Raw genomic sequence first — 12,540 nt, forward strand, 5'->3', positions numbered from 1 at the left:
GGCGGCCTTTATTATTGAGATTCGAAATCGCTTGTAGTCAACGCTGATCGGCAGACGCCTTGATAAAATCGATGAACGCGCGCAAAGGTGCCGGCACCAGGCGCCGCCCGGGATAGTAAAGAAACGGCCCCGAAAAGCGCGGCCACCATGATTCAAGCACCGGCTCCAGTGCACCGCTGTCAAGATGGGGACGCAGCCAGTCTTCGAAGAGATACACAATGCCGCTGCCGCCGATCGCCGCTTCAACGGCGAGATCGGCGCCGCCGCCAGCCTGTACGATCAGCGGCCCGGTCGGATCAACGCGCAATACCTCTCCCTTCCGCTCAAACTCCCACGCCGGCATTGAGCCGCTGGAAAAACGGCCGCGCAGACAGGCATGCCCGAGCAGTTCGCGCGGGTGTTTCGGCCGACCGCGCTGATCCAGGTAAGCGCTCGACGCGGCCGTGGCAAAGCGTTGGACGCGCGGTCCGATTGGCACCGCGATCATGTCCTGTTCCAGCCTCTCGTCGTAGCGAATGCCGGCGTCGCAGCCGGCCGCGATGACGTCGACAAAACTGTCTTCGGCGATGATATCCAGTTGAATGTCGGGATAGGCGGCGAGAAACGGCGGTACGATGCTGCCCAACACCAGCCGCGCGGCGCTCACAGGTACGTTGAGGCGCAAGGTGCCGGCTGGCCTGTCGCGAAAGCCATTCACCACGTCGAGTGCAGACTCGATCTCGCCCAAGGCAGGACTAAGCCGCGCCAGTAAACCGTCACCGGCTTCAGTCGGAACGACGCTGCGCGTGGTGCGATTGAACAACCTCACGCCAAGCTGCGCCTCCAGGCGCCGTACCGCCTCGCTGAGCGCTGATGCACTGCTGCCGCTTACGCGTGCGCCTTCGCGAAAGCCTTTGGCACGCGCCACCACCACGAAAGCATTGAGATCTCCCAGGTCGACCTTCATTTTTTCGCACCTCTACTGTTCGCCAATCCGCACAACCCGTATGGATTGTACCCAATTATTGTGTGAGCGGAAAAAGCCTACTATGAGTCGTCTCTCACTTACAGGAACTTCATCATGTCCAATATCGAACAATCCGACAGCTTCACACTGGGTGGCCGTACCGTAAAACGGCTCGGCTATGGCGCCATGCAACTTGCCGGGCCTGGCGTGTTCGGTCCTCCCAAGGATCGCGACGCCGCATTGGCTGTGCTGCGCGAAGCCGTCGCACGCGGCGTAAATCACATCGACACCAGCGATTTCTACGGTCCCCACATCACTAATCAGCTGATCCGCGAAGCGCTGCATCCTTATCAAGACGATCTGGCCATCGTCACCAAGATCAGTGCCCGGCGCGGCGACGACGGCTCATGGATTCCAGCCATGTCGCGCGAAGAGCTGACCCAGGCGGTCCATGACAACCTGCGCAATCTTGGCCTGGATGTGCTCGAGGTGGTTAACCTGCGCAGCATGCTCGGCATCCACGGGCCTGTCGAAGGGTCAATCGAAGAGCCGCTCACGGTTTTGGCCGAGCTCCAACGCCAGGGTCTGGTGCGTCACATCGGGCTGAGTAACGTCACATCGACGCAGGTCGCGCAAGGACGCCGTATCTGCGAGATCGTCTGCGTACAAAACCATTACAACCTGGCGCATCGGGAAGACGACGCCCTGATCGACGAGCTTGCCCGAGACGGCATCGCCTACGTGCCTTTTTTCCCGCTCGGCGGCTTCACTCCGCTGCAATCATCTACCTTGTCGGATGTGGCTGCGCGCCTTGGCGCCACGCCCATGCAGGTCGCGCTCGCCTGGCTGCTGCGTCGCGCACCTAACATCCTTCTGATCCCGGGTACCTCGTCTGTCGCACACCTGCACGAGAATCTGGCGGCAGGCAAGTTGGTGTTGCCGGACGAGGCGATGAAAGAACTGGAGCAGGTAGCGGGCATTAACGCTGCTTAACACGCGTGCACGTGAGCATGGCAGCGATGCCAGCGCAGTTGTATCCGCTCCCGGCTACAACTGCGCAATCGCTGCCACGATTTACTGCTTGTTTTCATGCAGTTTGCCAATGACTTCCGCATGCATTTGCGACAAAGAGACAGTCCAAAACAATCCCCAACTATTACGTATACAAACTTTCCATGCAGACATAGAATCCTGCCGGTAGCAAGTGTTGCAGCAGCGTCTCAAGCCATTGCGAAGATGGCAAATGTAGTCGTTCAATCAATTCTGGGAGTCTTCTTGTGAAGCGTTATACCGGTATATTTGCATGCGTTCTTGTCTACTCCATCGCCTTGGCCGGCACGCTATTGCCAGCGACAGAAAGCCGAGCCGATTCACTCGATGATATCCAGAGCCGACGTGCGGTCCGGGTCGCTGTGCCCAAGGACACCCCGCCGTTCGGTTCGGAAAACCCATACAAGACACTGGAAGGCTTCGATATTTCGATCGCCAAGATGGTCTCGCTGGAACTTGGCGTCAAACTCGACATGGTGCCGCTGGCCAGTTCCGACCGCATTCCGTCACTGTTGAATCACCATGTCGACATGGTGATATCCAGCCTCGGCAAAAATCCTGAACGCCTGAAACAGATCGATTTTTCGCAAGCCTACGCCCCCTTCTATCTTGGCATCTTCGGCGCCCCTAACCTGGACGTCAAAAACGCTGCAGGATTGGCTGGTAAAACGATAGCCGTGCTCAAGGGTTCGATTGAAGAAACCGAGCTGACCAAGGTTGCCCCACCGACCACGATCATCAAACATTTCGACACCAGCCAGGATGTCGTCAAATCCTATCTGTCCGGCGAATCGAAACTGCTGGCGGCAGGTAACGTGTTGATTGCTGCCTTTACTGAAAAGCAGGCGGAAGTCACCCAGTTGAAGATCGTGCTGAAGGATTCGCCTTGCTTCATCGGCGTCAACAAAAACGAGCCGGCCCTGCTGGCCAAGGTCAACACCATGCTGACTCACATCAAGCAAAACGGCGTGCTCAACATCAACGCCCAGCGCTGGTTCAAGGCGCCGCTTCCGGACAGCGTGCTGCTGCACGTCGAATAGTGCGACAGACGGCGTTATCCAATACCCGTTTGAAAAAGAGGCCCCGCAGTAGGGCCTCTTTTCATTTCGGTATGTGATTGCCCGCGATGGCCAAAGCATCGACGATATGGGTATCATGTGCCGGCAAGCAGGCCCGTATTGCGTAACCAATGATTACGCGAACTATTCAAATCATGTTTTCGAGGCGACAAGACTCAATGAATGCGCACGAAGCAATCCCCGTAGCACCCGCCAGCTTGCCTCCTTCGTCGGTGAGTTTTCGGGAAGCGTTCATGTTCTGGCTCAAACTGGGATTTATCAGTTTCGGCGGACCTGCAGGCCAAATCGCCATCATGCATCAGGAGCTGGTTGAGAACCGCCGCTGGATTTCCGAGCGGCGTTTCCTGCACGCCTTGAATTACTGCATGGTGCTGCCCGGCCCCGAAGCCCAGCAGCTCGCCACCTACATCGGCTGGCTGATGCATCGCACCTGGGGCGGCATCGTCGCCGGTGCGCTGTTCGTGCTGCCGTCGTTACTGATCCTGATTGGACTGTCCTGGCTGTACATCGCTTTCGGCAACTTGCCACTGGTCGCCGGCCTGTTCTACGGCATCAAACCAGCGGTCACGGCCATCGTGCTGCAGGCAGCACACCGGATAGGTTCAAGAGCGCTCAGGAACAGCACGCTGTGGGCGATTGCAGCAGCGTCGTTCGTCGCCATTTTTGCGCTTGATGTGCCGTTTCCTGCCATCGTCGCCGCAGCTGCCTTGATAGGCTACATCGGCGGCCGTATCGCACCGGATCGTTTCAAGACCGGCGGAGCACATGGCAATGCCGACAAATCGTTTGGTCCGGCCCTGATCGACGATGACACGCCGACACCCGAGCATGCCCGGTTCCGCTGGCCCGGATTGCTTCGCATAGCCGTGGTTGGAGGTTTGCTGTGGGCAGTGCCGATGGGCTTGCTCATCGCTTTCTATGGCTGGCACGGCGCGCTGACGCAGATGGGCTGGTTTTTCACGAAGGCCGCCTTGCTGACCTTTGGCGGTGCGTATGCCGTGCTGCCCTATGTTTATCAAGGCGCGGTCGAACACTACAACTGGCTGACGCCAACGCAAATGATCGACGGCCTGGCGCTCGGCGAAACCACGCCGGGACCGCTGATCATGGTGGTGGCGTTTGTCGGTTTCGTCGGCGCTTATGCAAAAGCCTTGTTCGGGCCGTACAGCCTGTTCCTGGCTGGCGCAGCGGCGGCAACCTTGGTGACCTGGTTCACCTTCCTGCCGTCTTTCCTGTTCATCCTGGCTGGCGGTCCGCTGATTGAAACCACGCACAACGACTTGAAATTTACCGCGCCGCTGACGGCGATCACTGCCGCCGTAGTCGGCGTAATATTGAACCTGGCGGTATTCTTCGGCTATCACGTACTTTGGCCACAGGGTCTCGGCGCTCACTTCGACTGGATATCTGCGTTGATCGCACTGGCCGCTGCGATTGCGCTGTTTCGCTTCAAGCGTAATGTGATTCATGTGATCGCGGCTTGCGCGCTGGCAGGGTTGATGCTGAAACTGTTGCTGCCGTAACGCAAATCTCGCAAGCGCCTGCCGCAGATGTGATAAGTTCAGCAATCAATACGCAATTTAGCAGGGAAAAACATTATGCCAACCGCACGTCTGAATGGTGAACTGATCACCGACTGGGAAAGTTTTCACACCGTCTCCGCAGAAGTATTCGGCTTCCCGGAATTTTACGGCCGCAACATGAACGCCTGGATCGATTGCCTCAGTTATCTGCGCGACGAAGACGGCATGAGCAAATTCCGGCTGCGAGAAAACGAGGTGCTCGATATTGAAGTGCAGCACAGTGAAAAATTGCGCCAGAACGCGCCCGAGATTATCGAGACGCTGGAATTTTGCATCGACGATATCAATGAGCGCTATGCCGATTATGGCGAAGCGCCAGCGCTGAAACTGACGCTACGCTAATCCTTCTTTCAGTCGATCAGTTCGTCGCCGTCGTAGAACGGATACGGTCCATCAAACTCGCCGATATACGCGGTATGGCTGATCAATCCGGATTGTGCATCCCATAGATGCAACTGGAACGCCGGCGGCTCCATCGCGAATTGCGACGCTGCCTGCGGACTGAGGTCGAGCATCACCTGATGCGCCACACCCGGGCAGGTTGATGCGATGGTGCCGCCGAACCGCGCTTGAATCGAGCGATGCAAGTGGCCGCACAGAACCCGCTCCACTTGCGGATGACGGCGCACCACATCCGCCAGCGCCTGCGGATTCTCCAGGCCGATCTTATCCATGTGGCCAATGCCGGTATTGAACGGCGGGTGATGCATGACAACGACGGTCGGTTGGTCCGGTTGCATCTGTAATACCCGATCCAGCCATATCAAGCTAGCCGGCGCCAAGGCACCACTACTGGCGCGTGGAATGACGCTATCCAGCGCAACGATGCGCAACGGGTGATCGTCGATCACGTATTCGATTCGTTCACCGCCCTGCTGCAGATATGCATGGTCGGGAAACGCTGCGCGCAATGCCTCGCGTTCATCGTGATTGCCCGGCAAAAGATAAAAAGGCATCGACAGCGGTTGCAGCAACTGGCGCAGGAATGCGTACTCTTCCGGCAAACCGAAATCGACCAGGTCGCCGGTCAGCACCACCGCATCCGGCCGCTGTCGCAACTGGTTGACCTGGGCCACACAACGCCGCAGGCTTTCTGCCGTGTCGACGATGCGGTACGACTTCTTGCCATGCGCCTTGATGTGCAAATCGGAAATCTGGCAAAGAATCATGCCGGCACTCCTTCACCAAAATGCAGCAGCGCATGTTGTGGCACGCGCAATGCAATCCGCTCTCCAACCTGCCAGGATGCACGTTTGCCGGTCTCGACGATGACGGGCTGTTCGGCCCCGACATCGATTACCAGACGTGTCCTGTCGCCCAGGAAAAAGGTCGACAACACAGCACCTTGCATGTCCGCTGCGCCCATGCTTTCCGTGACGACCTCGACGTCTTCCGGCCGAAACATCAGTGTCGCCGTACTCTCAGCTCCGTTGAACGGCAGCATGCCTCCGGCAAATCGCAGCTGACCGTCGCGTGCAGTGCCGCTCACCCGGTTCATCGTGCCGATGAAATCGGCGACAAAATGGCTGGCGGGCCGGTAATAGATATCCCGCGGGCTGCCGATCTGTGCGATCTTGCCGCGTTCCATCACCACCACTCTGTCGCCCAGCGCCATGGCCTCGCTCTGGTCATGCGTCACATAGATCGCGGTGATGCCAAGCTTGCGCAGCAATTGGTTCAGATCGGCGCGCAGGGTTTCGCGTAACTTGGCGTCCAGCGCCGTCAACGGCTCGTCCAGCAGCAGTACCCGAGGTTCGACAGCCAGTGCACGCGCCAGCGCAACCCGTTGCTTCTGTCCGCCGGACAGTTGATCGATGCGGCGCTGACCCAGTCCGTGCAAATGCACCATCTCCAGCAGCGTCTCGATTTTGGCGAGGCGTTCTGCAGCCGGAATTTTGCGGATCTTCAAGCCATAAGCGATGTTCTCACCCACCGTCATGTTCGGAAACAACGCGTAATTCTGGAACACCATGCCAACGCCGCGGCGCTCGATCGGCAAGGCAGTCACGTCTTCGCCACCAAACAGAACGCGGCCGCCGGCATCTGGAAACTCCAGTCCTGCAATCATGCGCAAAGTGGTGGTCTTGCCGCAGCCGGATGGCCCCAGCAACACGACGGTTTCGCCTGGCTGGATTTCCAGATCCAGCGGCTGCAGTGCCTGCGCGCCGTTGGGAAAGGTCTTGCCGCATTGGACTAATTGAATGGAAACGGCATTCTTCATAAACGGACTCTTGATTGTGTAGTGTGCGTCACCCATTGCATGGCGATCAGCAAAGGAATGATCATCAGGAAAAAAATCAACGTGTAAGCGGAGCCGACTTCGAGCCGCATCGACGCATAGCTATCGGCGAGGCCAACCGGCAAGGTCATCGTCAGCGGTGTATGCAGCATCCAGGTGATATTGAATTCGCCAATCGACAAGGTCACCACCATCAGCGCACCGGCCAGGATGCCGGAAAATACGTTGGGAATCACCACACCGAAAAAGCGCTGTCCCAGCCCTGCGCCAAGGCTGGCAGCAGCCTCCTCCAGCACCGACAATTGCGACGACTGCATCACCGCCAGCACTGGCCGCACCATGAACGGCAAGGTAAACAACACATGGCCAACCAGGATGAACAACGCGCTGCTGCGGAATTCCCGATACTGGCCGTAAGCCATGATCAAGGCCAGCGCGGTGGCCAACCCAGGCACCGCCACCGGCATCATCAACAACTCTTCAATCGCGCGCGCCAGGCGGCTATTGCCGCCCTGATAGCGTGCCAGCATATACGCCAATGGCACGCCGGCAATCGCGGTGACGACCAGGCAAGCCAGCGCAATCGCAATCGAACGCCAGATAGTCAGCTGATACGTATCCCAGACCTGCTCCACCCAGCGCAGCGTGAATCCGCTCGACAGGCCGATGAAAAAATTATCGGTAATTCCGGCCAGCATCGACAAGATGATAGGTACGATCAGGAACGCACATACCAACAAGGTGAACGCCAGTTGTACATAAAAACGGAAAGAGTGCTTCATGCTGCGGCTCCTGCTGCACTACCCGACCATGAGCGCGCCACGGCCAGCACCAGCCAGGTCACCGCGCCCAGTACAATCGACAGTGCCGCCGCCATCGAGAAGTTGGCGTAGCTGGTAAATTCGTTATAGATCGCCATCGGTAATACATCGATATTGGTCGCCAGCGTGAAGGCGGTGCCAAACGCACCGACACTGGTCGCAAAGCAGATTGCGCCTGAGGAAATCAAGGCGGGCGACAAGGCCGGCATGACCACATCGGTGAAAATGCGCAGAGGATTGGCGCCGAGTGATCGTGCCGCTTCCTCCAGCGCCGGATCAAGCTTTTCTGCCGCCGCCATCACGGTCAGGATCACGCGTGGAATTGAAAAATAGAGATAGCCGAGAAACAGGCCGCCCAGCGAATACGCAAACACCCACGAATCGCCAAACAGCCAGTTGCTGACCACACCGATCAAGCCTTGGCGTCCGGCCAGCATGATCACCATGAAACCAACCACAACGCCGGGAAACGCCAACGGGAAAGTCAGCATCGACAACAGGATCGCTTTGCCGGGAAAACGATTACGCTGCAGGAACAGCCCCACCAGCGAGGCAATCAGCAGCGTCGCCACAGTGACTGCCGCCGATAACAACAGCGTCGATAGCAGGCTCATGAAATAGTGATGATTGGTCAGCACTGCGAGATAGGCAGCGGCGCCGCTAGGCCCGCTTGCTCCCACCTCGACCAGGCGCAGCATTGGCAGCAGCCAGAACGCCAGGAACAGCGTCAGGCCGGGCGCCGCAAACAGCAGATAAATCTGGCGCCCCGGCTGCGCTCGCCGTTTTGATACACGCATCTTCACCGCACTTCAGCCTGATAGCGTTCACTGAATTTGCGCTGGACTTCGGCCATCTTGCCGTAATCAACCGATTTGGCGCGGGCATATTCCGAAGCCGGCAAGAAATGCGCTTGTGCTTCTTTGGAGATAGCGGATGCGCGCACCGGCCGCAGATAGGCATTGGCCCAGATCGCCTGTCCTTCGTTGGACAACAGGAAATCCAGCACCTTCTTGGCGTTGGCAGGATTCGGACCGTTTTTCACCAGGCTCACCACATACGGCACCGTTACGGTTCCTTCTGTAGGAATCACGAACGCAACGTTGGCTTTGTCCTTGTATTTGGCGCGATAGGCATCGAAGTCATAACCAAACAGGATCGGGATCTCGCCTGACAGCAGGCGTGCATACGAAGTCTGCTTCGGCACCAGCGGCTGATTCTTTTGCAGCGCCTTGAAATAGTTGATGCCCGGCGTGAAATTATCCAGCGTACCGCCCAGCGCCTGGTTGATCGCTACCGCGCCGACATAGCCGACAAATGCGCTGGCTGGATCGAGATAGCCGATCAGTCCCTTGTATTCCGGCTTCAACAGGTCCTGCCAGGAACGTGGCACCGGCTTGCCCTTGAGCGCATCGACGTTCACCATCAATCCCATGGTGCCGGAGTGGATCGTGAACCAATAGCCGTCCGGGTCTTTCAGATCGTTGGGAATCTCATCCCAGCCGGCTGGCTTGTATGGCGTAATCACATCGCTTTTCTTGGCCTCGATGCCGAAGGTCACGCCGACATAAGTGAAGTCGGCCACCGGGCTGGCTTTTTCAGCGATGATCTGCGACAGTGACTGTCCGCTGTTCTTGTTGTCTGGTGGGACGGTGATGCCGGTCTTTGCTTTGATAGCTTTGATTTGCGTCGCCCAGTCTGCCCATTCTGGCGGACAGTTATAGCAAATCGCATTCTGGGCGCCGGCATGGAGCGAGGCTGCTAGGGCGACGGTGGCGACCATCGCATGGAAAACACGTGCTAAGCGCATGCTTGTTCCTTTCTTGAATTTAACTGCGAGAATGAAAAGTTCTGACCGATCCGCCCAGGCGAACGGTGTGGGGCAATATTTGCGAAGTGGCCGGCGCGCGGCCGTCCTGCGGTTCTTCAATCGCGCGCACCAATGCGCGCAATGCCTGCTCGCCGATTTGCTCGGATGGTTGCGCAACACTGCTCAGCATTGGATCCATCAAATCGCCCAGCGGGATGCCGTCGAAGCCCATCACCGACACGTCGTCAGGCACGCGCAAGCCAAGTGCGCGCAGGTCGCGCATCGCGCTCAGCGCCAGCAGATCGTTGGAACAAAACAGCGCGCTTGGGCGTTGCAATGGATCGCGGAAGGCTTGCAGGTAGGCGACGGAAAGTGCGGCGGACGTATGACGGGGAACTTCGATTGGTGTCAGTACTGGCAATCCATTTTCGTGCATGGCCTGCTGATAACCGTGGAAGCGTTGCAGCGCACGGTCGGACGCATGGAACTGTCCGGCCAGCATCTGGATACGCGTATGTCCGAGCTTGATGAGGTGCGTTACCGCGTCGTATGCAGCAGCCCGATTATCGACCGACACTGATGGCCGTGCAGTCTGCTGCGGCTGGTTGTACACCAGTATGTATGGGATCCGCTCGCGATCAAGCACATCGAGCGTGCTGCTGGCGTCAGCATCGGCTACAGTAAGGATGACGCCGTCAACGCGATGCGCCAACAGCGATTCCACCGCTGCGAATTCGTCCTGCTGGCGATATTCGGTGGCGGTAAACATCACCGAATAATCGAGTTGCCGCGCCGCGATCTCGACGCCTTGCAGGCATTGCGCGAACACGGTGTTGGATAGGGTCGGCACCACCACGCCGACCGTATGCGAACGCCCTTCGCGCAAATTGCGTCCGGTGAAATTCGGCCTGAAACCAAGTGCCTCGATTGCCTGATTCACCCTGCTCGCGGTATCGATGCTGACCGAGTCCGGCTTGTTCAGCAGACGCGACACCGTGGCGATCGACACGCCGGCTTCTAAAGCAACTTGTTTGATGGATGGACGCACGATGCAGCAACCTCTGATGTAAACGTTTACATCATGCCGAACCATTATTACGCGCTGATGACCGTGCGCGCATCAACCTCGATTAAATGTCGTGTGTTGTATTGCTGGTGAGGTGTTGTTTCAGGAGTATTGCTGTTGAAGTGTTGCTGTTGAAGTGTTGCTGCTGAAGTGTTACCGGTGAAGTGTTACCGGTGAAGCACTGAACTTCCACCCGTGCGCAATCTGGTTGTTTCGGCTTCCACCTGGCTGCCGAAACAACGGCGCGTGATCAGCGCGGCGAGCGGATGTAATAGATATCCCACTCTTCTTCCGCAACGAATGCAAAGCCATGTCGTTGATAGAAACGATTAGCTTCGCTTTCCCTCAAGGCGCCTACCCGCATCGGTAGCGATAATTCATCGGCTTCCTTGAACACTTGTTCGAGTACCGCTGCGCCAATCCCTTTCCCTTGGTATTTCGGATCGATATAGAGGTGATCCAGCAGCAATTGATCCTGGCCTGGTTTTACAACCACGAAGCCAACCCGCTGACCGTTGATCGTCACATGCCGCGTATATGCAGGTGTGAAACCGGAGCGAAATCGCTCCCTGGCCCGCGCCGGATCAAAACGCCCGATGCGCTCCAGGCTTTCCCGCATCGCGGCGATACGCAATGCAACCAGCTCTTCAAAATCCCCTTCGACCGCGGGGAACAGAGTGACTAATGACGGGTTCGATACAGTCATGCGCGATTCCAAAGAGTAATTTCAGTTGATTTTCCTCATTCTAGCCGAATGCCTGAGCCTAGCGATTGATTACCCGCCACTGGCGCCGTACCGCCTGCTGGGGTAGGCTGTAAACATTGCCATGTCCTGCCTATGGCCATTCACAGGTTGCCGCTATGGAAAAGACCGCGTTTGTATTTGCCGGTGGTGGAAGTCTTGGTGCAATTGAAGCCGGCATGCTGCGAGAGCTGATTGCCTCCGGCATACAGCCAGATTTCCTGGTTGGCGCTTCGGCCGGTGCAATCAACAGCGTCTTCTTTGCATTCCAGCCGCATGAAGCCGGCACAATGCGCCTGGAATACTTGTGGCGGGGCATCCGTCGGCAGCAAATCATGCCTTGGTCATTGCTGTCGATAATGGGAGCATTTCGTAACCGTGGCAGCCACCTGGTCAGGTCCGCGAAATTACGCGCGCTTCTGTATGAACACTATGGCAGCCGTACGTTGGAAGATGCCGATTTGCCGGTATATGTCGTCGCCACGGAAATGAAGACCGGCAACGAAATAGTTCTCTCTTCCGGTTCGGCCGTCGATGCAGTATTGGCCAGCACCGCGATTCCCGGGGTTTTTCCGCCGGTCTCGTTGGGTGGCAATATGCTGATCGATGGCGGTGTCGCCAACAACACTCCCATCTCCACCGCAATTCGCCTGGGCGCCACCCGCGTCATCGTACTAACCACCGGCTTTACCTGTGCCGAGCGACGTCAGCCGAGAGGCGCTCTCGAACATGCAATGAGTGCGCTCAACCTGCTGGTCGCGCGTCAATTAGTATCCGACCTTGAGCGCTGGGCATCGCACGCGGCAATTGCAGTGGTCGCGCCGCTGTGTCCACTCGATGTTTCGCCATACGACTATAGCCAATGCGGGCAATTGATAGACCGGGCTGCAACGGAAACCAGACGCTGGCTGGAAGCTGGGGGCCTCGATAGCAAAGAAATTCCCAATGCCCTCAAGCCGCACGCGCATTGAATTGCTCCCGTAGGGTGGGCACCGGTGCCCACGCGGATGGATGAAGCGGATGTTGTGTGACGTTGGTGTCGCGTTGATGTGACGTTGGAGAGATATTGAGAGGATGTGTAAAGCGTTCGCGCAAAGCAAAAACCCTCTGTACGGTTAAGCACAGAGGGTTTTCTAATAAAAGCCTGACGATGACCTACTTTCACACTGGTTGCAGCACTATCATCGGCGCAAAGTCGTTTCACGGT

The 12,540-nt window shown here is 57.5% G+C and carries 13 protein-coding genes; 5 read left to right on the forward strand and 8 right to left on the reverse strand.

Annotation, left to right across the window (positions count from 1 at the left end; genetic code table 11):
• Window positions 1-37: 37 nt before the first annotated feature.
• On the reverse strand, window positions 38-946 hold the full coding sequence (locus tag ACIPF8_RS23875; RefSeq protein WP_400426156.1) for a LysR substrate-binding domain-containing protein: 909 nt from the start codon (window positions 944-946) through the stop codon (window positions 38-40).
• 114 nt (window positions 947-1,060) lie between these two features.
• On the opposite strand from ACIPF8_RS23875, the gene ACIPF8_RS23880 reads away from it, so the two are divergent.
• The 4 genes from ACIPF8_RS23880 to ACIPF8_RS23895 all read left to right on the forward strand — a co-directional run bounded on the left by ACIPF8_RS23880 (window position 1,061) and on the right by ACIPF8_RS23895 (window position 5,000).
• Entirely contained in the window at window positions 1,061-1,939 is an 879-nt protein-coding gene (locus tag ACIPF8_RS23880; protein ID WP_400426158.1) for an aldo/keto reductase family oxidoreductase, read from the forward strand.
• 284 nt (window positions 1,940-2,223) lie between these two features.
• Window positions 2,224-3,036, forward strand: coding sequence for a transporter substrate-binding domain-containing protein (locus tag ACIPF8_RS23885; RefSeq protein WP_400426160.1), 813 nt, complete (start codon window positions 2,224-2,226; stop codon window positions 3,034-3,036).
• 197 nt (window positions 3,037-3,233) lie between these two features.
• Complete coding sequence (gene chrA, locus ACIPF8_RS23890) at window positions 3,234-4,598, forward strand: chromate efflux transporter (protein WP_400426162.1); 1,365 nt, start codon at window positions 3,234-3,236, stop codon at window positions 4,596-4,598.
• 75 nt (window positions 4,599-4,673) lie between these two features.
• Window positions 4,674-5,000 carry a barstar family protein gene (locus tag ACIPF8_RS23895; RefSeq protein ID WP_400426164.1) on the forward strand — a complete coding sequence of 109 codons (327 nt, stop codon included), beginning with the start codon at window positions 4,674-4,676 and terminating at the stop codon, window positions 4,998-5,000.
• 8 nt (window positions 5,001-5,008) lie between these two features.
• On the opposite strand, the gene ACIPF8_RS23900 is transcribed toward ACIPF8_RS23895, so the two are convergent.
• The 7 genes from ACIPF8_RS23900 to ACIPF8_RS23930 all read right to left on the reverse strand — a co-directional run bounded on the left by ACIPF8_RS23900 (window position 5,009) and on the right by ACIPF8_RS23930 (window position 11,297).
• Window positions 5,009-5,827 carry a phosphodiesterase gene (locus tag ACIPF8_RS23900; RefSeq protein ID WP_400426166.1) on the reverse strand — a complete coding sequence of 273 codons (819 nt, stop codon included), beginning with the start codon at window positions 5,825-5,827 and terminating at the stop codon, window positions 5,009-5,011.
• Window positions 5,824-6,879 (reverse strand): ABC transporter ATP-binding protein, encoded by a 1,056-nt coding sequence (locus tag ACIPF8_RS23905; protein ID WP_400426168.1) that lies wholly within the window; start codon window positions 6,877-6,879, stop codon window positions 5,824-5,826. The genes ACIPF8_RS23900 and ACIPF8_RS23905 overlap by 4 nt, the downstream gene beginning before the upstream one ends.
• On the reverse strand, window positions 6,876-7,679 hold the full coding sequence (locus tag ACIPF8_RS23910; protein WP_400426170.1) for an ABC transporter permease: 804 nt from the start codon (window positions 7,677-7,679) through the stop codon (window positions 6,876-6,878). The genes ACIPF8_RS23905 and ACIPF8_RS23910 overlap by 4 nt, the downstream gene beginning before the upstream one ends.
• Window positions 7,676-8,515 (reverse strand): ABC transporter permease, encoded by an 840-nt coding sequence (locus ACIPF8_RS23915; RefSeq protein WP_400426171.1) that lies wholly within the window; start codon window positions 8,513-8,515, stop codon window positions 7,676-7,678. The genes ACIPF8_RS23910 and ACIPF8_RS23915 overlap by 4 nt, the downstream gene beginning before the upstream one ends.
• Before the next feature lie 2 nt (window positions 8,516-8,517).
• Window positions 8,518-9,525 carry an ABC transporter substrate-binding protein gene (locus ACIPF8_RS23920; protein ID WP_400426173.1) on the reverse strand — a complete coding sequence of 336 codons (1,008 nt, stop codon included), beginning with the start codon at window positions 9,523-9,525 and terminating at the stop codon, window positions 8,518-8,520.
• Between the two features lie 19 nt (window positions 9,526-9,544).
• Window positions 9,545-10,573 (reverse strand): LacI family DNA-binding transcriptional regulator, encoded by a 1,029-nt coding sequence (locus tag ACIPF8_RS23925; RefSeq protein ID WP_400426175.1) that lies wholly within the window; start codon window positions 10,571-10,573, stop codon window positions 9,545-9,547.
• 268 nt (window positions 10,574-10,841) lie between these two features.
• A complete protein-coding gene (locus tag ACIPF8_RS23930; RefSeq protein WP_400426177.1) occupies window positions 10,842-11,297 on the reverse strand; it encodes a GNAT family N-acetyltransferase in 456 nt (151 codons plus the stop codon).
• A 155-nt stretch (window positions 11,298-11,452) separates the two neighbouring features.
• On the opposite strand from ACIPF8_RS23930, the gene ACIPF8_RS23935 reads away from it, so the two are divergent.
• Window positions 11,453-12,304 (forward strand): patatin-like phospholipase family protein, encoded by an 852-nt coding sequence (locus tag ACIPF8_RS23935; protein ID WP_400426179.1) that lies wholly within the window; start codon window positions 11,453-11,455, stop codon window positions 12,302-12,304.
• The last annotated feature ends 236 nt before the right edge of the window (window positions 12,305-12,540 follow it).

Origin of the sequence: Collimonas sp. NPDC087041, from assembly GCF_044745265.1 — a bacterium.
GTDB lineage: Bacteria > Pseudomonadota > Gammaproteobacteria > Burkholderiales > Burkholderiaceae_D > Collimonas.